The following is an 18,343-nucleotide window of genomic DNA, read 5'->3' as shown; positions in this document are numbered from 1 at the left end:
GAATCTGTCAGCAGCCTTCCTTCGAAATCGACTTTTCCTGGGCCTCGCGCCAGGTCTTCAGCAAGGCTTGGCGACGGGCCGGATAGCGCGCCTCCATCACCTCGGCCTCGACCACGCGGTCGGTGCGGAAACTACGGAAATCCTCGCGCAGTTCGCACCAGGCCAGCAGCAGCCGCACCCGGTCGAAGAAGACCAGGGCGAAGGGCCAGACCACCCGTTCCGACGCCTTGCCCGCTTCGTCGCGATAACACAGCTTCAGCCGCCGCTCGGTGCGGATCGCCTTTCGCAGCAGAGCCGGATCGACCACGTCCACCGGAAACGGCGCGCCCGGCACGACCAGCAGGGCCGAGGTCTCCATCTCGTCCTTCAGGTCCGGCGGGACCACCGCCGCGATCCGCGCCAGCGCCCCCAGAGCCGCGTCCCGCATCCGCGCATCGGCCCGGTCCGCCACCCAGCGCGAGCCCAGCACCAGGGCCTCGATCTCCTCGGGCGTGAACATCAGCGGCGGCAGCAGGAAGCCGGGCTTCAGCACATAGCCGACCCCCGGCTCGCCCTCGATCGTCGCCCCCTGCGCCTGCAGGCTTGCGATGTCGCGATACAGGGTCCGCAGACTGATCCCCATCTCGTCCGCCAGCACCTGACCGCTGACCGGCCGGCGATGTCGCCTCAGGGCGTTCAGCAGATCGAAGAGACGTTCGGACCGGGACACGCCGCGACTCTAGCAGACATCCTGCCAGAAAGCGGCAGCAGCCATCCTCAATACGCCAACGGCTGATGCCCCAGAAAGACCGCGACCTGCGGATGGGCGGCGGCGAACCGGCGCAGGGCCTCGACCGAGGCGCGCGCCTCGGCCCGCGCGCCCTTCGGCAGGGGCTGCGGCAACTCCTGATCCCAGCCCAGCCGGATCGACACCGCATCCCCGGTCACCAGTTTCGGCCCGGCGACGGCGTTGATCAGATAGCCGGTCGATCCCGGCGAATGACCCGGCAGGCTCAGCGCCCAGACCGAGCCGTCGCCGAACACGTCGATCACCCCGGCAAAGACCCCGTCCGGGTCGGGCGCGAACGCCCATTCCCTGAGCGGCCCCTTGCCCTCCAGGGCGATGTCGGCGGGCCGACCGGTCAGCCGATGCATCAGGTTCCGCTCTTCCGCGTCGCCCGCCCCGACATAGACCGGCGTCCCGTCCACCAGATCCATCACACCGCCCACATGGTCGAAATGCAGATGGGTCAGAAAGACCGCGCGCGGCGCCGCCTCTCCCGCCAACCGCTCCCCCGTCGTCCGCTCGATCCGCACGTCCAGATCCCGCAGCGCCCGGCGCATCAGCGGATTGAGGCGCGGCTCCAGATCGCGCGACACGCCCCCGTCGATCAGGTAGCGCCCGAACCGGGGATGATCGATCACATAGGCGAAGATGGTCGCCTCCTCCGTCCCCTTGGGCACGGCGGCGGTGCGCGGATCGTCCCACTCGATGAAGGCCGCCCGCCCCGCCGTCCAGCGCGCGAAGGCGACCTGTTCGAACCCGACCACGCCCGGCCGCGCCAGACTGGCCTCCAGCGCCGAACCCCGCGACGCCGTCCCCAGATCCGCCGCCACGCGCGGATGAACCGTCGCCACCGTCGCGCACCCCGACGCCCCCAACAGAACCACAGGCATGACAAGCCCGGCCCAGCGTGAAATCCTCGACCGTCCCATGAGCGCTTCCCCGGCTTGCGTGACGCCCCATATCGAAATACATAAAAATATATCTGTCAATCAGGTCTCACCATGGCCGTTCTTATCGACCTGCCGCCGCCCGTTCCGGTCGAGGCGCCGGCCCTGACGCGGATCCGGGGCCTCAGCCGTCCGCTGGAGATCCTGTTCGCCGTCCTGTTCGTTGTCGGCGCCCTGGTGCTGGCGATCTCGATCGTGGCGGTCCTGGCCTACGACGGACCGCGCCTGCAGGTGCGGCCCGGCGGGATGCAGATCCTGCTGATGCCGGACGTCCCGCCTCTGCCCGCCGGCTGGACCTCAGTCGGCGCCCTGCCCTTCACGCGCAAACTGGCCCTCGCCGCCTCCGCCTCTCTGATGCTGGTCCCCGCCCTGGCCGTGCTGTGGGAACTGCGCCGCCTGTTCGGCCTCTACCGGGCCGGCGTGGTGCTGGACGCCGCCAACGCCCGCTGTCTGGAGCGGATCGCCCTGTGGCTGCTGGCCTACGCCGTCGCCCCGACCCTGGGCCATCTGCTGGTCGAGGCCGCCGGCTTCGACGACGAGGGCTGGCTGCGTCTCGACAGTCTGAAGGCCTTCGCCCTCGGCCTGGTCCTGTTGGTCGTGGCCCGTGTCATGCGTTGGGGGGCCGAGATCCACGACGACGCCTCGAGGTTCGTCTGATGCCCATCGTCCTTCGCCTCGACGTCGTCATGGCCCGCCGCAAGGTCCGCTCCAACGTCCTGGCCCGCGCCATCGGCATATCCGAGACCAATCTGTCCCTGCTGAAATCCGGCAAGGTCCGCGGCCTGCGCTTCGACACCCTCGACGCCATCTGCCGCTATCTGGACTGCGCGCCCGGCGATATTCTCGAGTATGTGCGGGACGAGGCCGACGACGCTTCTATCGAAAGCCTCGCCAAAACCGGCTGAAGCCTAAGCCGCTTCCTTCGGCATCACGTCCCCAACCGTCGGCCGGTTCTCGGCCCGCGTCAGCTTGATGTCCCTCGGCTTGACGATCTCGTTGCAGCAGCCGCAGGCGATGCGCGGGGTCAGGGTCTGGCCGCAGGTCTTGTGCACCATGTCGATGCCGCTGTCGGCGTCGCCATAGACGTGCTTGGCGCCCCAGCCGTGCAGGGTCACCAGCACTCCGTACAGATCCTTGCCCTTGGCGGTCAGGACATATTCGTTGCGCGGCGGGCGTTCGGAATACAGACGCGGCTCCAGCACCCCGTGCTGAACCAGGCTTTTCAGACGGGCGGCCAGGACATTACGGGCCACGCCCAGATTCTCCTGCCACTGTTCGAACCGGCTGACCCCGTTGAAGGCGTCGCGGATGACCAGCAGGGTCCAGGGGTCGCCGATCACCTCAAGCGTGGCGGCGATGGAGCAGCTTTGGCGGCTGTAGTCGGCGGTGCGTCCCATACGGATGAAAGTGACGCCGCGTCACCCTGTTGGCAAGAGGGTTGCCAATCCGAACCCAGTCAGTCAGTCTTGTTTGGCAACGGACCTGCGAACCTCCCGGTTCTTCGGCCTTGTTCCTTTGACTGGCGGGGGGTCTTCTAGGATCCTCCGTCCCTCTTCGCCGATGCAGTGACCCGACCATGACCGACGCCGTTTCTCTCGACGCCGCCCTGGCCTTCCAGACCCTGGACGACGGCGGCCTGTCCGCCCCGGTGCCGGGCCATTTCTCGAATGGCCCCTCGGGCATGGCGCCGGAAAAGGGCTTCCCTTTCGGCGGCCTGCTGGCGGCCCTGTGCGCCCAGTCGATGCGCCAAGGCCTGGCCCTGACCGCGCCGCTTCGCACCCTGTCGGTGCAATATCTGTCGGCGGCGAAGTTCGGCGAACAGGTCGCCTTCCGCCCGCGCCTGCTGCGCGGCGGCCGCAATGTGATCTATGCGGCGGTCGAGGCGGATCAGGACGGCCGCATGACCCACCACGCCACCGGCACCTATGGTCTGGACGGCGCGACCGCCCCGATCACGCCCCGGCACGCCCCGCCCCCGCCGCTGGACAGCCTGGACCCCAGGGGCACGATCCACGGCCCCATGGCCCCGCACTTCTCCCAGCACGTCCAGTACAGATTCGACGGCGGCCCCAACATCCTGGGCGGCAACGAAGGCAAGCCGGCGATCGAGCGCACCTGGATGCGGATGGCGGACGGCCGGCCGCTGGACGAGGTCGGTCTCTGCTATCTGCTGGACGCCCTCTATCCGCCCGCTTGGACCCTGTCGAAGACGCCTGCGCCGATGACCACGGTCGATTTCCGCATCGACATCCTGGCCGACCCCACGCCCGAAACCGCGCCCGACGGCTGGGCCTTCTTCGAGTTCAGGATGCTGGACCTGGGCGTGGGCTGGACGGTGGACGAGGCCACGGCCTGGGGCGCGGACGGCGCGCCTTTGGCGATCTCGCGCCAGCGCCGCAAACTGCTGCCGCAACGCACGGCCTGAAGTCAGCCCTCATTCACCATTAGTCTGTCATTCTCCGTCCCACAGGGGAGAAGAAGAATGATCGACCGCCGCATCGCCCGCACCGCCGTCCTCGGCCTCGTGCTGGGATCCTCCGTCCTGCTTCAGGGCTGCCTCGTCGGCGCGGTCGTCGGCGGAACCGCCGCCGTCGTAGGCGGCACGGCCAAGGCTGGCGGCGCTGTCGTCGGCGCCGGCTTCGACGCCGTCACCACCTCGGACGAGGAAACCCGCGCACGCCGCGAACGCGAACAGCGCGACTGGGAACGCGAACAACGCCGTTGCGAACAGCGGCAGCGTCAGGGCAAGCGCTGCTGATCCAATAGGGAACAGCGCCTCTCCCTCCCCCCTGCGGGGGAGCGTGGCCGCGAAACGGCCGAGTGGGGGCGGCAGGGCCCTTCGGCACGATCAGATTGCATCATCCTGCCTCCTCACCCGACCCGAAACGGGAGGGAGAAATCGTGTTAAGCTCCCGTCATGACCCCGACCGTCCTGATCCCCGGCCTGGCCTGCACGGCCGAGACCTTCGCTCCGCAAACCACCGCCCTGTGGCCCTATGGTCCCATAACCGTCGCCTCAACGCTGGAGGGGCGAACGATCGCCGAAATGGCGGCCGCCATACTTAGGGACGCCCCGCCGCGCTTTGCTCTCGGCGGCATCTCGATGGGCGGCTACATCAGCCTGGAAATCATGCGCCAGTCGCCGGAACGCGTCATCAAACTGGCCTTGCTCGACACATCCGCACGGGCCGATACGCCGGAACAGATCGAGGCGCGGCGATTACTGAACGAACGCGTCGCCAACGGAGAACTGGAAGCGGTCTTGGCTCAGGTCACGCCCAACCTTCTCCACCCCCTTCATCGACAGCGACAGGAGTTGATCGATGTCCAGGTGCGCATGGGACGCGATGTCGGACCAGCAGGTTTCATCCGCCAGGAGGCGGCGATCACGAAGCGGATCGACTCTCGACCTCACCTCGCCGATATCAAGGTTCCGACCCTGATCCTCGTCGGAGACAAGGACGTGCTGACCCCGCCAGATCGCTCCGAGGAGATGGCGGCCGCCATCTCCAACAGCCGGCTGGTCGTGGTTCCCCAATGCGGCCACGCCTCGACGTTGGAGCAACCAGAGGCGGTCAATGCAGCGCTGACGGAGTGGTTGTCGGCCTAAAGGCTCAGCACGCACCGTTCGTTGATCGTCGGCCGGGCCACCTGGACCCGGCACAGGCCCGGCCAGTCGGGCTGCAGCGTCTTGACGAACCACAGGCACAGGTTCTCCAGGCTGGGCAGTTCCAGCCCCTCGTGCTCGTTCAGCATCCCGTGGTCCAGTTGCTCGGCCGCCGCCTTCAGCGCCCGGTCCAGCGCGCCCAGGTCCGCGACCCAGCCATGTTCGGCGTCCAACACCTCCGACCGCACCGTCGCCTCGACCGTGAAGGAATGGCCGTGAACGCGGCGATAGATGCTGCCCTCGGGCTCGTTCGGGAAATGGTGGGCGGCGTCGAAGGTCGCCTGTTTGGTGATTTCGAAGACGGGCATTAGCGGACGCCGATGTACTTGTGGGTCTGGACGCTCAGGCGCCACTGGGGATGGGTCAGGCAGTATTCGATGGCGGCGGCGGTGTTCTCCGCCTGGTCGGGACCGTCCATGGGCTGCAGCCAGAACCGCTCGAAATCGAGATGTTCGAACCGATCAGGCATCGCCTTGGCCTGCGGATAGACCAGCTTCAACTCCTGCCCCTTGATCTGGATCACATCCGCATCCGCCTTGGGACTGACGCAGACCCAGTCGATGCCGTCGGGGGCCGCCAGGGTGCCGTTGCTCTCGATGGCGATCTCGAAGCCGCGCGCGTGCAACGCCTCCACCAGGGGCGGATCCAGCTGCAGCAGAGGCTCCCCCCCGGTGCAGACCACCAGTTTCGGATCGCCCTCGCGCCCCCGCCACATCGAGGCGACATGGTCGGCCATCAGATCCGGCGTACGGAACTTGCCGCCCCCGCCGCCGTCCGTGCCGACGAAGTCGGTGTCGCAGAAGCTGCAGACTGCCGTCTCGCGGTCCTGCTCGCGTCCGCTCCACAGATTGCAGCCGGCAAAACGCAGGAAGACGGCGGGCCGCCCCGCTTGTCCGCCCTCGCCCTGCACCGTCAGAAAGACTTCCTTGGCCGAATAGGTCACTTCGAAGCGACCCATTCCGCATGGCCCGCCGCCCGCAGCTCGCAGGCAGGGCAGTCGCCGCAGCCATAGCCCCAGACGTGCCTATGCGTCCGGTCGCCCAGGTAGCAGGTATGGCTGTCCTCGACGATCAACTCGACCAGGGCCTCGCCCCCGATCGTGTCGGCCAGTTCCCAGGTCTGGGCCTTGGTCAGCCACATCAGCGGGGTGTCGATCACGACCGGCTTGTCCAGCCCCAGCGACAGGGCCCGCGCCATGGCCTCCATCGTCTCGTGACGGCAGTCGGGATAGCCCGAATAATCCGTCTCGCACATGCCGCCGACCAGGACCTCCAGCCCCCGTCGGTCCGCCAGGGCCGCCGCCGCCACCAGGAAGATCAGGTTCCGCCCCGGCACGAAGGTCGTCGGCAGGCCGCGCGCGTCCATCTCGATCTTGCGGTCGGCGGTCAGGGCGCTCTCGGCGATCCGACCGTATCCGGTCAGATCCACGACATGGTCGTCGCCCAGGCGTTCGGCGTACTGCGGCAGGGCCTCGCCCATGCCGTCCCGCACGGCCTGACGCGCCTGCATCTCGACCAGATGGCGCTGGCCATAGTCGAAACCGACCGTCTCGACCCGCTCGAACCGCTCCAGCGCCCAGGCCAGGCAGGTGGCGCTGTCCTGCCCTCCGGAGAAGAGGACGAGAGCGGTGGTCGGGGTCTTTTCCAGGATGGCGCTCATGACAAACCTGCGGTCGGCCGGTCGGCCGCGCGCATGCACAAAGGGATGGGGACCCTAGATGGGTCGGGCGGGCCTCATACACCAGACCTCGTCGGGGTGCAAAAAGAGACGAGGTGCGGAATCGGCTCCGCCGCTCTTGAGGTTCGAGCGTCGCGGCTCGGCCAAACTTTCTGATCCGGCTTAACTAATCCGCAAGCGATCCTGGACCAGATTGTGACCGAGTAAGGAGTTCCAGGCAGTATGCCGACCATCGAGACCCTTTCGGAACACGCCCAACCGGTCGATCCCTCGACCCTCGGGTGTCAGGTGCTGGCGCGCTTCGAACGCGAGCCGGACACCCTTGTCATTCCCGTCGTGGAGAATGACCGGCCGGTGGGCCTCGTCGAACGCACCGCCTTCCTGCAGAAGATCGCCGGCCGTTTCGGCCACGCCCTGTACGACCTCCGCCCCATCAGCTTCGCCATGGACGCCGAGCCGGCCGTGGTCGAGGGCGACGTCCAGATCGACGCCTTCTGCGACATCATGCTGAAGGGCGGCCCGGCCGCCCTGCTGCGCGGCTTCGTCGTCACCAAGAACGGTCGCTACCACGGGGTCGGCACGGTCGCGACCCTGCTGAAGGTCGCCACCGACCGCCAGCGCGAACACGACGCCCAGCTGGCCGACCAGGCCGCCATCCTGAACGACACCCGCGCCCAGGCCATCGCGGCTGCACGCGCCAAGAGCCAGTTCCTGGCCATCATGAGCCACGAGTTGCGCACCCCGATGAACGGCGTCCTCGCCGTCGCCGAACTGCTGCGCCGCCAACCCCTGAACGAGGCCGCCCAGGCCCACGTCCAGACCATCGTCGATTCCTCCGAAAGCCTGCTGCGCATCCTTCAGGACGCCGTCGACCTGTCCAAGGCCGAGGCCGGCGAGCTGGAACTGAATCCCGCCCCCACCCCGCTGCGCGCCGTCATGGACGATGTCCAGGCCCTGTGGGAGCCGCGCGCCTCGCAGGATGGCGTGACCCTGTTGATCGGTTATGAAGGCGACACCGAACTGGCCGCCGTCATCGACGGCATGCGCCTGAAGCAGGTGTTCAACAACCTGATCGGCAACGCCCTGAAATTCGCCCGGAACGGCGTGGTCGAGGCCGGGCTGAAGGCCTGGGTCGAGGGCGACCAGGTCCATATGGAAGCCCGCGTCCGCGACGACGGCCCCGGCGTCGACGCCGATCGGGTCGACTCCATCTTCGAGCCCTTCGTCCACGGCTCCGGCCCCGACGGCGCCGGCCTGGGCCTGTCCATTTGTCGCCAGGTCGTCGACCGTATGGACGGCCGTATCTGGGCCGAAAACAACAAGGGTTGCGGCGCCACCTTCGCCTTCGACCTGATCGCCCGCCGCGCCGTCATTGAAGCCGAGGCGGCGTCGAACGTGTCCGACCTGTCGGAGCTGGAACTCCAGTCCGCACCTCACATCCTGATCGTTGACGACAACGCCACCAACCGCGTCGTGGCCCAGGCCCTGTGCGAGATGTTCGGCTGCAGCTCCGAACTGGCCGAGGACGGCCTCGAGGCGCTCCAGGCCGTGCAGGAAAGCCGCTACGATCTGGTCCTGATGGACATCAAGATGCCGCGCATGGACGGCGTCCAGGCCACCCAGGCCATCCGCGCCCTGGACGGCCCCGTCAGCCGCATCCCCATCGTCGCCCTGACCGCCAACGCCGATCCGGAAGACGCCAAACACTATCTGTCGATCGGCATGGCCGCCGTAGTCGAGAAGCCGATCAAGCCGGAACGCCTGCGCATGGCCATGAACGCCGCCCTGTCCAGCGCCGAAGCCGCCGCCGCTACAGACGTCTCCGAAAACCGCGCCGCCCGTCAGGCCTGACCCGGATCAGTCCGGCCGGACCTCCACCGTCTCCTCGTCCTCCTCGTCATAGCCGACGAGACGCAAGGCTCTCGCCTTCTGGCCATTGATCTCGGCCCAGCGGAGCAGCCCCTCCTCCCGCCCGTGGGTGATCCACGCCTCTTCGGGCTTCAGCTCCTCGAAGGTGGCGACCAACTCGCCCCAGTCGGCGTGATCCGAGACCACCAGCGGCAGTTCCACGCCCCGCTGGCGCGCCCGCGCCCGCACCCCCATCCAGCCCGAGGCGAAGGCCGTGACCGGATCGGCGAAACTGCGCGCCCAGCGATCCTGAATGGCGGACGGCGGCGCCACCACCACCTCCCCGCCCAGCGCCCCCTTGGCCAATCCTCGCGCAGGCAGGATCGGCCCCAGATTCACGCCCTCACGTTCGTAGAGGGCGTTCAGCCGCTCCATCGCGCCGTGAACATAGATGGGCCGATCCCACCCCGCCTCCCGTAACAGGCGCATGATCCTCTGCGCCTTCCCCAGGGCATAGGCGCCGACCAGATGCGCCCGCTCGGGAAACTGCCCCAGCGACCGGACCAGCCGCCCGACCTCCTCCTCTGCCGGCGGATGACGGAAGACCGGCAGCCCGAAGGTCGCCTCGGAAATGAACACATGGCACGGCACGGGCTCGAAGGCCGGACAGGTCGGATCGCGTCGGCGCTTGTAGTCGCCGGACACCACCATGGTCATGCCCCTCCACTTCACCTCGACCTGGGCTGAACCCAGGACATGCCCCGCCGGGACCAGGCGGAGGTCGACTCCGTTGACGGAGGCCTCCTCACCATATTCGACCGCCTGTTCCCGCCCCGCGAAATCGGCGCCGTACCGTTCCGCCATGATGGCCAGGGTCTGACGCGTCGCCAGGACGACGCCGTGACCGGCGCGCGCATGGTCCGAATGGCCATGGGTGATCACCGCCCGATCCACTGGCCGCACCGGATCGACGTAGAAGTCCCCTGGCGGGCAATAGAGGCCGGCGGGCGTAGGATGCAGCAGGTCTTCGAAGCGGATCATGGCGACTGTAACGCTCTCGACGCCGTCGGGTCCCCGATCCATACAGGACGGCTCAGTATCCCCAACAGCGTAAGTTCGCATGCATCAGGATTTCGCCTCGTCCGTTCTACCCCAGCTCGCGGCGGGCTCGGCCCACACGGCGGCCCTGGGATTCGTGTTCGACGGCCTGCACGACGGCGAGCCGCGCATCCGCGTGCCCTGGCGACAGGATCTGGTCGGCGATCCGCAAGCGGAGACCTTCGCCGGCGGCCTGGTGACCACCCTGCTCGACCACATCTGCGGCCTGGCGGTCTGGGCGGCGATGGACGCCTTTCAGCCCATCGCCACCCTCGACCTGCGCGTCGACTACATGCGGGTGGGCCGACCGCGACACGATCTGCTGGCCCAGGCCAAATGCTATCGCCTGACCCCGACCGTCGCCTTCGTCCGCGCCTGGGCTTTCGAAGACGACCTGTCCGATCCCGTCGCCGCCGCCCAGGCCGCCTATGTGCTGAACCGGTCCGCCGGCGCAAAGAGAGAGGACGCGGCGTGAGCGACCTTCTCGAACATGCCCCCTACGCCCGCTTCCTGGACTTGCGGACCCTGGTCAGCGGGGACGAGGTGACGGTCGTCATGCCGTTCGCCGACAGGTTGATCGGCAACCCCATGCTGCCCGCCCTGCACGGCGGCTCGATCGCGGCCCTGCTGGAGCTGACGGCGATGGCCCAGGTCGAGTTGGCCTTTCCGGGTCCGCGCCTGCCCCGGCCAATCAATGTGACCGTCGCCTATCTGCGCACTGGCCGCCCCATCGACGTCTATGCCCGCGCGAGAATCAATCGCGCGGGGCGTCGGATCGCCCATGTGCAGGCAGAGGCCTGGCAGGAGGCGCGCGGCGAACCCATCGCCTCCCTGACCGCCCACTTCCTTTTGGACAATCCCTAGGAATTTCAGAGCTCGCAATTCGCGCTCATTGCAGGCGGCGCCCTATGGCGCCGCTTCAACGCGCGATTGCCGAATAGGTAAACAAGCCGCTACCGAACACAGTTAAGACGTGTTAAGATTCATCCATTGTAAACCTTGTCTTGAGGGGCTTTCTAATGGAACGGACTGAAGTCATCGCCAGCGTCGCCGGCGATCTGCACGCGACTGAACACGCCATCGACGCCGCCATCACCCAGGCGACCACGCTGGTTCAATCCTTCATCGGCGCCCGCGCCGCCCTGTCGCTTTCGCCTGTCGCCGCCACGGCGTCGCAAGCCAAGGCCATGGAAACCATCGCCGCCCTCGCCGCCGCCCGTGAATCGATCGTGGCCTGCCACGCCGAGCTCCAGAAGGACCACCGTCGCCTCGGCTACGGGACCTACGCCGCCGGTCCGATCGGTAAGCCCGATGACTGGCTCGATCCGCAAGACGTGAAACGCCCGACGGGCCACCTCCGCTCCGTTGCGTGAATTCTTGGTAAGCTTAGGTTACTGACATTCTCGCTTAACCAGAGTTGCTTCATTGTCGCCCTCGCGCATCCAGCGCGGGGGCGACTTCACATGGTGAACATGCTGTACGCCGTTGTCGGCGCAGTCTTCATGGTAGGCATGGCCTTGTTCGCCTTCATGAAGGGCGGTCCCGCTGAACGCATAGGTGCGGGCGTCTACCTATTCGCCTGGTTCGCCTCCATGGTCATGCAGGAGATGCAAGGCTTTCGCGGCATGCCGATCGGAGTCTTCCTGATCGATGTCGGCGTGCTCATCGCCTTCGTCGCTCTGGCTTGGCGGGCCCGCCATCCTTGGACGATATGGGTCAGCGGCCTGCAACTGATCGCGGTCATGAGCCACATCATGATCCTGACCGGCGCCCGCGTCCCGCTCGCGTCACTCTACACGGTCACCAACTTCACGGGTTACCTGATCATCGCCTGCATCATCGTCGGCACATTCTGGACTTGGCAAGATCGCAAAGCCGCCGCCGAACACATAGGTAGAAATTCCTAGATCAGCCCTCTAGGATTCCCCGACTCAGTCGCGGAAATCCCATGCCCCTGTCCCACGCCCAACTCTGGAAGGCCGTCGACGCCCTGGCGCGACGCGAGGGCCTGACCGCGTCTGGTCTGGCGCGGCGGGCGGGGCTGGACGCCACCAGCTTCAATCCCTCCAAGCGCTTCGGCCCCGGCGATCCGCCTCGCCCCCGCTGGCCCTCGACCGAGAGCATGACCCTGATCCTGGCGGCGACCGGCGTGTCCCTGGCCGATTTCGCCGCTCTTGCCGAGGATGCGCCGGACAGGCCCACCACCGTCCCCCTGCTGGGTCTGGCCCGCGCGGGTCAGGACGGCTTCTTCGACGATGCGGGCCTGCCGACCGGCGACGGCTGGGAGGAGACCGAACTGCCGAGAGTCAATGACACCACCTTCAGTCTGCAGATCACAGGCGATTCCATGTCGCCCCTCTATCGCGAGGGCGACCGGGTGATCGTGGATCGCAGCGACCCAGCGGTGCGGCGCGGCGACCGGGTCGTGGCCCGCCTGGCCTCGGGAGAAGTGGTGGCCAAGGAACTGACCGGTCTGACGGCGCGCACGGCGACCCTGTCCTCGATCAATCCCGAATACCCGCCCCGCATCGTGGCGCGTCGCGACATCGAATGGATGGCGCGGATCCTGTGGGTCAGCCAATAGTCTGATTAGCAGAAAGCCCCGCCCGGCGAACCGGACGGGGCTTCGGCTCGAACGGCGAACCGCGAGCCTGAATGACTGTCCCGACGACGGGAACTGGACGGGGCATGAACGGCCCCGCAGCCGGAACAGTCTTCCGTTCAGCGACCCTTAGCGGGTCACATAGTTGGCGTTGACCCAACCGCCGCCGGCGATCTGGATCCAGTCGCCTTGCGAAGCGACGGCCGTGAAGGGCTGGCCGGCCGACAGGCTGCCCGACTGGCGATAGCCGGTGCCGGGACCGCTGCGGATGCGCAGGTTGGAGCCGGCGCGATAGGTGTTGGCGTTGGCCTGGGCTGCAGCGCGGGTGCGCTGCTGGTTGCAGCCGATGTAAGAGCCGGCTGCGGCGCCGGCGCCCGCGCCGACGATGGTGCCGGCCGTGCGTTCGTTACGGGCCAGGTTCGACCCGACCACGCCGCCGACCACGGCGCCCAGCAGGGCGCCGGCGCGTTGGCGACCGCCGGGGGCGTCGCAGTTGGTCACGCCGTTGGCCTGGGCCTGGGCGGCCATCGGGGCGGCGGTCACCAGGGCGGCCAGAGCCGCAGCAGTGGCCAGACCGGTCTTGAAAATCTTGTTCGACATAACTCTTCTCCTGTCAGCGCGTTTGCCGATGGGTGGAGAATGCACGGACGAACCTGAAGGCTCCCGGAGCTTCGCCGTTATTTTCGGTTCATCTTCGTTGCGCTTGTCGGTGCTCGATCCGGCGCATCGCCGCCTCCGGCGTGGCGACCACCAGATGTCTGCGGCGCGGAAACTGGAAGTCCATCACCCGCGCCCAAAGGTGCAGATAGGAGTCGTGGGTCACCAGCATCGTCAGCACCTCGTTGTCCAGCCGAACGTCGAAGGCCCGGGCCAGGCGCGCGATCTGATGAAACGAGGCGTCCTCGGGCGTGACCCGGGCGTCGACGATCCAGTCCCAGCGCCACAGCTCCGGCCGCGCCTCGATCACCGTCAGCGCCTTGTCCAGCGCCCGCTCCGCCGTGATCCCGCAGTTCAGGTCGAGATGGAACAGGCGCGCTTCGTCGTCTATCCGATAGTGCAAGCCCGCCTCCTGCCCGGCGCTCATGCCGAGCGGGCGGTCGATAGGCGGTCTTGCCTAACGCAAGCTTGACCGAAAGGGTTAAACCCGGTCAGGCCTTGGCCAATTGACCATTCGCCCCCGCCTCGATCAGTTCGATCGTCTGAGCCAGGCCGTAGATGGCGGCGAACGAGCCGAAGCGCGGTCCCTGGCTGGCGCCCAGAAGCACCTCGTACAGCGCCCCGAACCAGGCCCGCAGCGGCTCGAAACCGTGCTCCTTGCCCACCGCATAGACCTCGTTCTGGATCAGTTCACCGTCCGTGGTGTCCGCCGGCAGGGCCTTCAGCCGCGCCGCCAGATCCAGCAGAGCCGCTTTCTCCTTGTCGTCCGGCAGGCGGTACGACTTCGAGGGCTTCACGAAGTCCTCGTAATAGTTCAGCGCCGATCCCATCAGCCGGTCCAGCAGGGGCTCGTTCTCCGGCGTGGCCTCGGGCAGATACTTCGCGAAATAGGCCCACAGTTGGTCCTTGGTCGAGGCGTTGGCCACCCCCACCAGGTTCAGCAGCAGGGCGAAGGACACCGGCGACGTATGGGTCGGCGGGTTCCCCGCATGTATCGACCAGACGGCGTTGTCGATCCGCTTGGCCGGCTCCTGGGTCTTGTAGCTCTCGATGAAGGCCAGATAGTCGTCGATCGCGCGCGGAATGACGTTGAAATGCAGGCTCTTGGCCGACTTCGGCGACTGGAACATATACCAGCTCAGGCTCTCGGGCGTGCCGTAGCGCAGCCACTCGTCCATGGTCAGGCCATTGCCCTTGGACTTGGAGATCTTCTTGCCCTCGATGTCGAGGAAGAGCTCGTAGTTGAAGCCTTCCGGCGGCGTCCCGCCCAGGGCGCGGCACAGCTTGGAGCTTTCGCGCACGCTCTCGATCAGATCCTTGCCCGACATCTCGTAATCGACGTCCAGCGCGACCCAGCGCATGGCCCAGTCGGGCTTCCACTGCAGCTTCACATGGCCGCCGGTGACCGGAACCTCGGTGCGGTTGCCGGGCTCCCCGGCCGGATCCTCGAAGGTGATCGTCCCCTTCTCGACATTCCGCGCCAAGGTCGGCACCTGCAGCACATGGCCGGTGATGGGACTGACCGGCAGGAAGGGCGAATAGGTCGCCCGCCGCTCTTCCCCCAGGGTCGGCAGCATGATGGCCATGACCGCGTCGAACCGCTCCAGCAGGATCAGCAGAGTCGCGTCAAACCGCCCCGACCTGTAGGTCTCGGTCGAGCTCATGAACTCGTAGTCGAAACCGAAACCGTCCAGAAACGCCTGCAGGCGCGCATTATTGTGCGCCCCGAAACTGTCGTGGGTGCCGAACGGGTCGCGCACGTGGGTCAGCGACAGATGCAGGTCCTCGCGCAGCATATCCGGGTTCGGGATGCCTTCCGGCACCTTGCGCAGCCCGTCCATGTCGTCCGAGAAGGCGATCAACCGCGTCGCCCACCGGTCGCCGGTCAGGGCGCGGAAGGCGTTGCGCACCATGGTCGTGCGCGCCACCTCGCCGAAGGTGCCCATGTGCGGCAGACCCGAAGGCCCGTAACCCGTCTCCAGGATCACCGGCCGCTGCAGGGCCTCGAACTTCGCCAGGGCCTCTCCGGTCTTGCCCGCCTCGATCAGGGCCCGCGCCTCGGCGCGCTCGGCCTCGCCCAGCCGTTTTTTCAGAACATGGGCCAGCAGATTGCGGGCTTGTTCGAACGGCCAGGACTTGGCCTCACGGGCGAGGGTTTCGAGGTTTTCTAACATGGGCGGCGGTTTGCAGCCTGCGCCCCGCCGGGTCAACTCATCGCGCGGCGATAACGATCACCTCGACCCTGTAGTCCGGCGAGGCCAGCCGGCTTTCGCCTGTGGCCCGCGCCGGCGGATTGGCGGTGTCGACCCAGGCGTCCCAGACGCTGTTCATCGCATCGAAATCGGCGATGTCGGCCAGCCAGATCTGGGCCGTCAGGATCTTCGACTTGTCGCTGCCCGCCTGGGCCAGCAGGGCGTCGACCTCGGCCAGAGCCGTCTTGGTCTGGGCGATCACGTCGTCGCCCGGCTCCCCGACCTGTCCCGCCAGATAGACGGTGTCGCCGTGGATCACGGCCTCGCTCATGCGGGCGCCGGGCTGGATACGGGTGATCATGGGGAGGGCTCCTTGAGTATGTCCCTTATTAAGCACGTCACCCTCGGGCTTGTCCCGAGGGCCCACGCCTGGTCCTGATGCGAATATTGTCGTTTTCACGCAATGCGAACCCGCAGCGATTGCGTTCGCGGACAGGTAGGCCCTCGGGACAAGCCCGAGGGTGACGGCGCGTAAAACTCAGCGCCGTCCGCGCACCGCCCAGGCCACCACCGCCGCGCCCGCCGCCACGATCAGGGCGTCCTCGATCAGTCCGCTCTTCGTCTGGCCGATCTCGGCCATCGCCTTCTTGCGCCCCGACAGGGTCAGATAGGCCATCGGCACGGCCGTCGCGACCGCCAGTCCCGCGCCCAGCTTCTCGCGCCCGCGCGGCGCCAGGGCCGATCCCGCGATCCCCGCGCTCATCACCCGCGCCAGCAGACCCAGCAACACCGTCCGGTCCGGCGCCGACTTCATCTTGTCCCCAAACAGCTCGCCCACGCCCATCGCCAGCCCGCCGAACTTGAACAGCGGATGATCCAGCAGAACCAGCCGCCCCGGCGTGTCGCGATGCGCCAGTCGCGCCCCCGCTATGGCGGCCATGGGCGTCATGGACCGGGCGCTGGCGACGGCGCCAATGAGGACGGACGGAAGGAGTGCGAGGTTTTTCATCCTGCCTCAACACCACAGCGCCCGCGAGGTTCAGCCCTCGGCTTCGGTCTGACCGGTTTCGTCCGCGCCCAGCCCCGGAATGGCGATGCAGCGTTGGCGCGTTCCGCCGCCCGACGTCGCCTCGACGCGCGGCGCGATCGAGCTGACAGTCGCCCCGTCGGCGCCATAAGTAGCCAGGAACTGACACCCGGTCTGCAGGTCGGTCAGAACATAAACCCCCGGCTGATCCGTCGCCGTCTTCGACAGGGTTGCCCCCGCCACAGCCTGAAGGGCCGCCGCCGGGTTCTCGATGATCTGCTGCGCCTGGGCCGAGCGGGTGTTGATCGCCTCGGCCGTGGCCTGGGCCTTGGCGGCCGTGTCCTGGACCTCCTGCAGGGTGGAGGTGTCGATCTCGCAAGCGGAAACGACGAAAGCGAGCGCGGAGACAGCCAGGACGGTTGGATTTTTCATCCGCGCCTTATCCTACACCCCCGCGCCGGCGTCAGTCGGACACAAGGTCACGCGCCTTAGTCCGCCCACCTTGACCCGGCCGCGCCCGCATGGCCTTTGCCCCGCCTGATGAAGACCGCCGATTTCGATTTCGACCTGCCCGAGGACCGCATCGCCCTGCGGCCTGCCGATCCGCGCGATTCCGCCCGCCTGCTGGTGGTGAAGGACGGATCGCTGGACGACCGGATCATCCGCGACCTGCCCGACTTCCTGCAGCCCGGCGACGCCCTGGTCTTCAACGACACCCGCGTCATCCCCGCCCGGTTGTCGGGCGTCCGCACCCGCCCCAACCCTGTTCCCGGCGCCGAAGGCGAAACCCTGACCGTCGAGGTCGAGGCCACGCTTCACCATCGCGACGCCCCTGACGTCTGGTCCGCCTTCATGAAGCCGGGCAAGCGGATAAAGCCGGGCGACCGCATCATCTTCGGCGCCCTACCGCTGGCGCTACATGAGGGCGGCGCCCAATCCCTCGAAGCCACTGTCGAGGCCAAGGGCGACGACGGCCTGATCACCCTGAAGTTCGACGCCTCCGGCCCGGCTCTGGACGAGGCCATCCGCGCCGTCGGGGTCATGCCCCTGCCCCCCTACATCGCCGCCAAACGGCCCGAGGACGACCGCGACCGCTCGGACTATCAGACGGTCTTCGCCGAACACGACGGCTCGGTCGCCGCCCCGACCGCCGGCCTGCATTTCACCCCCGCCCTGCTGGAAGCCATCCGGGCCAAGGGCGTATCGACCCACGCCGTCACCCTGCACGTCGGCGCCGGCACCTTCCTGCCGGTCAAGGCCGACGATTTAGCCGACCACAAGATGCACTCCGAATGGGGCGAGGTCTCGCCCCAGACCGCCGCCGCCCTGAACGCCGTCCACGCCAACGGCGGCCGCATCGTCTGCGTCGGCACCACCTCGCTGCGCCTCCTGGAAAGCGCCACGACCGAGGACGGCGACATCCGTCCCTTCCACGGCGACACGGCCATCTTCATCACCCCCGGCTACCGGTTCCGGGCCGTGGACGTGCTGATGACCAATTTCCACCTGCCGAAGTCGACCCTGTTCATGCTGGTCAGCGCCTTCGCCGGTCAGACCACGATGAAGGCCGCCTACGCCCACGCCGTCGCGGACGACTACCGTTTCTACTCATACGGCGACGGCAGCCTGCTGTTCCGAGGGTAACCCCAAACCCTCTCCCGCCGCTTGCGGGGGAGGTGTCGCGTCGATCGGCGCAGCCGATCCAGCGACGGAGGGGGAAGTCTTGTTTTTAAGACAGCGACACTCCCCCATCGTCAGGCGCCTCGCCCAGCCTCCACAACTCCGCCGAAAGGACGGAGCGAAAACCCGTGGCCTGTGGCCATCCGGCCTCCGACCCCTTAAACGCCGTCCCCTGACGAAAG

General features: G+C 67.4%; 25 protein-coding genes. 12 read left to right on the top strand and 13 right to left on the bottom strand.

The window, feature by feature from the left end; genetic code table 11:
- Positions 1-7: 7 nt before the first annotated feature.
- Together ACIQ1T_RS04035 and ACIQ1T_RS04030 are read right to left on the bottom strand one after the other, a co-directional pair.
- The gene (locus ACIQ1T_RS04035) at positions 8-709 is read right to left on the bottom strand and encodes a helix-turn-helix transcriptional regulator (protein WP_395943244.1); all 702 of its coding nucleotides are present in this window, start codon (positions 707-709) and stop codon (positions 8-10) included.
- Between the two features lie 47 nt (positions 710-756).
- Entirely contained in the window at positions 757-1,656 is a 900-nt protein-coding gene (locus ACIQ1T_RS04030; protein ID WP_395943243.1) for an MBL fold metallo-hydrolase, read from the bottom strand.
- A gap of 111 nt (positions 1,657-1,767) precedes the next feature.
- Between ACIQ1T_RS04030 and ACIQ1T_RS04025 the strand changes: the two genes are divergently transcribed.
- Positions 1,768-2,370, top strand: coding sequence for a DUF2975 domain-containing protein (locus ACIQ1T_RS04025; RefSeq protein ID WP_395943242.1), 603 nt, complete (start codon positions 1,768-1,770; stop codon positions 2,368-2,370).
- Complete coding sequence (locus ACIQ1T_RS04020; protein ID WP_395943241.1) at positions 2,370-2,618, top strand: helix-turn-helix domain-containing protein; 249 nt, start codon at positions 2,370-2,372, stop codon at positions 2,616-2,618. Before ACIQ1T_RS04025 ends, ACIQ1T_RS04020 begins: the two co-directional genes overlap by 1 nt.
- Positions 2,619-2,621: 3 nt before the next feature.
- Here ACIQ1T_RS04020 and ACIQ1T_RS04015 read toward each other — a convergent pair whose 3' ends face one another.
- A complete protein-coding gene (locus tag ACIQ1T_RS04015) occupies positions 2,622-3,110 on the bottom strand; it encodes a winged helix-turn-helix transcriptional regulator (protein ID WP_395943240.1) in 489 nt (162 codons plus the stop codon).
- 179 nt (positions 3,111-3,289) lie between these two features.
- Between ACIQ1T_RS04015 and ACIQ1T_RS04010 the strand changes: the two genes are divergently transcribed.
- The 3 genes from ACIQ1T_RS04010 (at position 3,290) to ACIQ1T_RS04000 (ending at position 5,323) form a co-directional block, all read left to right on the top strand.
- On the top strand, positions 3,290-4,138 hold the full coding sequence (locus tag ACIQ1T_RS04010; protein ID WP_395943239.1) for a thioesterase family protein: 849 nt from the start codon (positions 3,290-3,292) through the stop codon (positions 4,136-4,138).
- 57 nt (positions 4,139-4,195) lie between these two features.
- Positions 4,196-4,471 carry a hypothetical protein gene (locus ACIQ1T_RS04005; RefSeq protein WP_395943238.1) on the top strand — a complete coding sequence of 92 codons (276 nt, stop codon included), beginning with the start codon at positions 4,196-4,198 and terminating at the stop codon, positions 4,469-4,471.
- A gap of 159 nt (positions 4,472-4,630) precedes the next feature.
- Positions 4,631-5,323 carry an alpha/beta fold hydrolase gene (locus ACIQ1T_RS04000; protein ID WP_395943237.1) on the top strand — a complete coding sequence of 231 codons (693 nt, stop codon included), beginning with the start codon at positions 4,631-4,633 and terminating at the stop codon, positions 5,321-5,323.
- Here ACIQ1T_RS04000 and ACIQ1T_RS03995 read toward each other — a convergent pair.
- Genes ACIQ1T_RS03995 through queC form a run of 3 tightly spaced genes read right to left on the bottom strand, consistent with a single transcriptional unit; the run spans position 5,320 to position 7,039 of the window.
- Positions 5,320-5,688 (bottom strand): 6-pyruvoyl trahydropterin synthase family protein, encoded by a 369-nt coding sequence (locus ACIQ1T_RS03995; protein ID WP_395943236.1) that lies wholly within the window; start codon positions 5,686-5,688, stop codon positions 5,320-5,322. The genes ACIQ1T_RS04000 and ACIQ1T_RS03995 overlap by 4 nt on opposite strands.
- Complete coding sequence (queE, locus tag ACIQ1T_RS03990; RefSeq protein WP_395943456.1) at positions 5,688-6,323, bottom strand: 7-carboxy-7-deazaguanine synthase; 636 nt, start codon at positions 6,321-6,323, stop codon at positions 5,688-5,690. The genes ACIQ1T_RS03995 and queE overlap by 1 nt, the downstream gene beginning before the upstream one ends.
- On the bottom strand, positions 6,320-7,039 hold the full coding sequence (gene queC, locus ACIQ1T_RS03985; protein WP_395943235.1) for a 7-cyano-7-deazaguanine synthase QueC: 720 nt from the start codon (positions 7,037-7,039) through the stop codon (positions 6,320-6,322). Before queC ends, queE begins: the two co-directional genes overlap by 4 nt.
- A gap of 240 nt (positions 7,040-7,279) precedes the next feature.
- On the opposite strand from queC, the gene ACIQ1T_RS03980 reads away from it, so the two are divergent.
- Positions 7,280-8,908: a response regulator gene (locus tag ACIQ1T_RS03980; protein WP_395943234.1), complete on the top strand. Its 1,629-nt coding sequence runs from the start codon at positions 7,280-7,282 to the stop codon at positions 8,906-8,908.
- A gap of 6 nt (positions 8,909-8,914) precedes the next feature.
- Here the strand turns inward: ACIQ1T_RS03980 and ACIQ1T_RS03975 are convergent, their stop codons facing one another.
- The gene (locus ACIQ1T_RS03975; protein ID WP_395943233.1) at positions 8,915-9,946 is read right to left on the bottom strand and encodes a ligase-associated DNA damage response exonuclease; all 1,032 of its coding nucleotides are present in this window, start codon (positions 9,944-9,946) and stop codon (positions 8,915-8,917) included.
- Positions 9,947-10,025: 79 nt separating this feature from the next.
- Here ACIQ1T_RS03975 and ACIQ1T_RS03970 point away from each other — a divergent pair, with 79 nt between their 5' ends.
- From ACIQ1T_RS03970 to ACIQ1T_RS03950, 5 genes are all read left to right on the top strand, one after another.
- Positions 10,026-10,478, top strand: a complete 453-nt coding sequence (locus ACIQ1T_RS03970) for a PaaI family thioesterase (protein WP_395943232.1) — start codon at positions 10,026-10,028, stop codon at positions 10,476-10,478.
- Positions 10,475-10,867 carry a PaaI family thioesterase gene (locus ACIQ1T_RS03965; RefSeq protein WP_395943231.1) on the top strand — a complete coding sequence of 131 codons (393 nt, stop codon included), beginning with the start codon at positions 10,475-10,477 and terminating at the stop codon, positions 10,865-10,867. The genes ACIQ1T_RS03970 and ACIQ1T_RS03965 overlap by 4 nt, the downstream gene beginning before the upstream one ends.
- A 155-nt stretch (positions 10,868-11,022) precedes the next feature.
- Positions 11,023-11,376: a hypothetical protein gene (locus ACIQ1T_RS03960; RefSeq protein ID WP_395943230.1), complete on the top strand. Its 354-nt coding sequence runs from the start codon at positions 11,023-11,025 to the stop codon at positions 11,374-11,376.
- Positions 11,377-11,466: 90 nt separating this feature from the next.
- Entirely contained in the window at positions 11,467-11,910 is a 444-nt protein-coding gene (locus ACIQ1T_RS03955) for a hypothetical protein (RefSeq protein ID WP_395943229.1), read from the top strand.
- Positions 11,911-11,951: 41 nt separating this feature from the next.
- Positions 11,952-12,587, top strand: coding sequence for a helix-turn-helix transcriptional regulator (locus ACIQ1T_RS03950; RefSeq protein ID WP_395943228.1), 636 nt, complete (start codon positions 11,952-11,954; stop codon positions 12,585-12,587).
- Positions 12,588-12,734: 147 nt separating this feature from the next.
- Here ACIQ1T_RS03950 and ACIQ1T_RS03945 read toward each other — a convergent pair whose 3' ends face one another.
- From ACIQ1T_RS03945 to ACIQ1T_RS03920, 6 genes are all read right to left on the bottom strand, one after another.
- Positions 12,735-13,205 carry an SH3 domain-containing protein gene (locus ACIQ1T_RS03945; protein ID WP_395943227.1) on the bottom strand — a complete coding sequence of 157 codons (471 nt, stop codon included), beginning with the start codon at positions 13,203-13,205 and terminating at the stop codon, positions 12,735-12,737.
- A gap of 88 nt (positions 13,206-13,293) precedes the next feature.
- A complete protein-coding gene (locus ACIQ1T_RS03940; protein WP_395943226.1) occupies positions 13,294-13,665 on the bottom strand; it encodes a hypothetical protein in 372 nt (123 codons plus the stop codon).
- An 88-nt stretch (positions 13,666-13,753) separates the two neighbouring features.
- Positions 13,754-15,436, bottom strand: a complete 1,683-nt coding sequence (locus ACIQ1T_RS03935) for a lysine--tRNA ligase (RefSeq protein WP_395943225.1) — start codon at positions 15,434-15,436, stop codon at positions 13,754-13,756.
- 37 nt (positions 15,437-15,473) lie between these two features.
- Positions 15,474-15,815, bottom strand: coding sequence for a RidA family protein (locus ACIQ1T_RS03930; RefSeq protein ID WP_395943224.1), 342 nt, complete (start codon positions 15,813-15,815; stop codon positions 15,474-15,476).
- A gap of 177 nt (positions 15,816-15,992) precedes the next feature.
- On the bottom strand, positions 15,993-16,403 hold the full coding sequence (locus tag ACIQ1T_RS03925) for a hypothetical protein (protein WP_395943223.1): 411 nt from the start codon (positions 16,401-16,403) through the stop codon (positions 15,993-15,995).
- A 90-nt stretch (positions 16,404-16,493) separates the two neighbouring features.
- Positions 16,494-16,913 (bottom strand): hypothetical protein, encoded by a 420-nt coding sequence (locus ACIQ1T_RS03920; protein ID WP_395943222.1) that lies wholly within the window; start codon positions 16,911-16,913, stop codon positions 16,494-16,496.
- A gap of 108 nt (positions 16,914-17,021) precedes the next feature.
- On the opposite strand from ACIQ1T_RS03920, the gene queA reads away from it, so the two are divergent.
- Entirely contained in the window at positions 17,022-18,125 is a 1,104-nt protein-coding gene (gene queA, locus ACIQ1T_RS03915; RefSeq protein WP_395943221.1) for a tRNA preQ1(34) S-adenosylmethionine ribosyltransferase-isomerase QueA, read from the top strand.
- Positions 18,126-18,343 lie beyond the last annotated feature (218 nt).

The organism is Brevundimonas sp., assembly GCF_044336875.1.
Classification (GTDB): Bacteria; Pseudomonadota; Alphaproteobacteria; order Caulobacterales; family Caulobacteraceae; genus Brevundimonas.
This window is presented reverse-complemented; position numbering and strand designations above follow the sequence as displayed.

Excerpts from the sequence above, each read along its gene's own strand:
- ACIQ1T_RS04030 (WP_395943243.1), bottom strand. The coding sequence starts at position 1,656 with ATGCCTGTGGTTCTGTTGGGGGCGTCGGGGTGCGCGACGGTGGCGACG.
- ACIQ1T_RS04025 (WP_395943242.1), top strand. The coding sequence starts at position 1,768 with ATGGCCGTTCTTATCGACCTGCCGCCGCCCGTTCCGGTCGAGGCGCCG.
- ACIQ1T_RS04020 (WP_395943241.1), top strand. The coding sequence starts at position 2,370 with ATGCCCATCGTCCTTCGCCTCGACGTCGTCATGGCCCGCCGCAAGGTC.
- ACIQ1T_RS04015 (WP_395943240.1), bottom strand. The coding sequence starts at position 3,110 with ATGGGACGCACCGCCGACTACAGCCGCCAAAGCTGCTCCATCGCCGCC.
- ACIQ1T_RS04010 (WP_395943239.1), top strand. The coding sequence starts at position 3,290 with ATGACCGACGCCGTTTCTCTCGACGCCGCCCTGGCCTTCCAGACCCTG.
- ACIQ1T_RS04005 (WP_395943238.1), top strand. The coding sequence starts at position 4,196 with ATGATCGACCGCCGCATCGCCCGCACCGCCGTCCTCGGCCTCGTGCTG.
- ACIQ1T_RS04000 (WP_395943237.1), top strand. The coding sequence starts at position 4,631 with ATGACCCCGACCGTCCTGATCCCCGGCCTGGCCTGCACGGCCGAGACC.
- ACIQ1T_RS03995 (WP_395943236.1), bottom strand. The coding sequence starts at position 5,688 with ATGCCCGTCTTCGAAATCACCAAACAGGCGACCTTCGACGCCGCCCAC.
- queC (WP_395943235.1), bottom strand. The coding sequence starts at position 7,039 with ATGAGCGCCATCCTGGAAAAGACCCCGACCACCGCTCTCGTCCTCTTC.
- ACIQ1T_RS03980 (WP_395943234.1), top strand. The coding sequence starts at position 7,280 with ATGCCGACCATCGAGACCCTTTCGGAACACGCCCAACCGGTCGATCCC.
- ACIQ1T_RS03975 (WP_395943233.1), bottom strand. The coding sequence starts at position 9,946 with ATGATCCGCTTCGAAGACCTGCTGCATCCTACGCCCGCCGGCCTCTAT.
- ACIQ1T_RS03970 (WP_395943232.1), top strand. The coding sequence starts at position 10,026 with ATGCATCAGGATTTCGCCTCGTCCGTTCTACCCCAGCTCGCGGCGGGC.
- ACIQ1T_RS03960 (WP_395943230.1), top strand. The coding sequence starts at position 11,023 with ATGGAACGGACTGAAGTCATCGCCAGCGTCGCCGGCGATCTGCACGCG.
- ACIQ1T_RS03955 (WP_395943229.1), top strand. The coding sequence starts at position 11,467 with ATGGTGAACATGCTGTACGCCGTTGTCGGCGCAGTCTTCATGGTAGGC.
- ACIQ1T_RS03950 (WP_395943228.1), top strand. The coding sequence starts at position 11,952 with ATGCCCCTGTCCCACGCCCAACTCTGGAAGGCCGTCGACGCCCTGGCG.
- ACIQ1T_RS03945 (WP_395943227.1), bottom strand. The coding sequence starts at position 13,205 with ATGTCGAACAAGATTTTCAAGACCGGTCTGGCCACTGCTGCGGCTCTG.
- ACIQ1T_RS03935 (WP_395943225.1), bottom strand. The coding sequence starts at position 15,436 with ATGTTAGAAAACCTCGAAACCCTCGCCCGTGAGGCCAAGTCCTGGCCG.
- ACIQ1T_RS03930 (WP_395943224.1), bottom strand. The coding sequence starts at position 15,815 with ATGATCACCCGTATCCAGCCCGGCGCCCGCATGAGCGAGGCCGTGATC.
- ACIQ1T_RS03925 (WP_395943223.1), bottom strand. The coding sequence starts at position 16,403 with ATGACGCCCATGGCCGCCATAGCGGGGGCGCGACTGGCGCATCGCGAC.
- ACIQ1T_RS03920 (WP_395943222.1), bottom strand. The coding sequence starts at position 16,913 with ATGAAAAATCCAACCGTCCTGGCTGTCTCCGCGCTCGCTTTCGTCGTT.
- queA (WP_395943221.1), top strand. The coding sequence starts at position 17,022 with ATGAAGACCGCCGATTTCGATTTCGACCTGCCCGAGGACCGCATCGCC.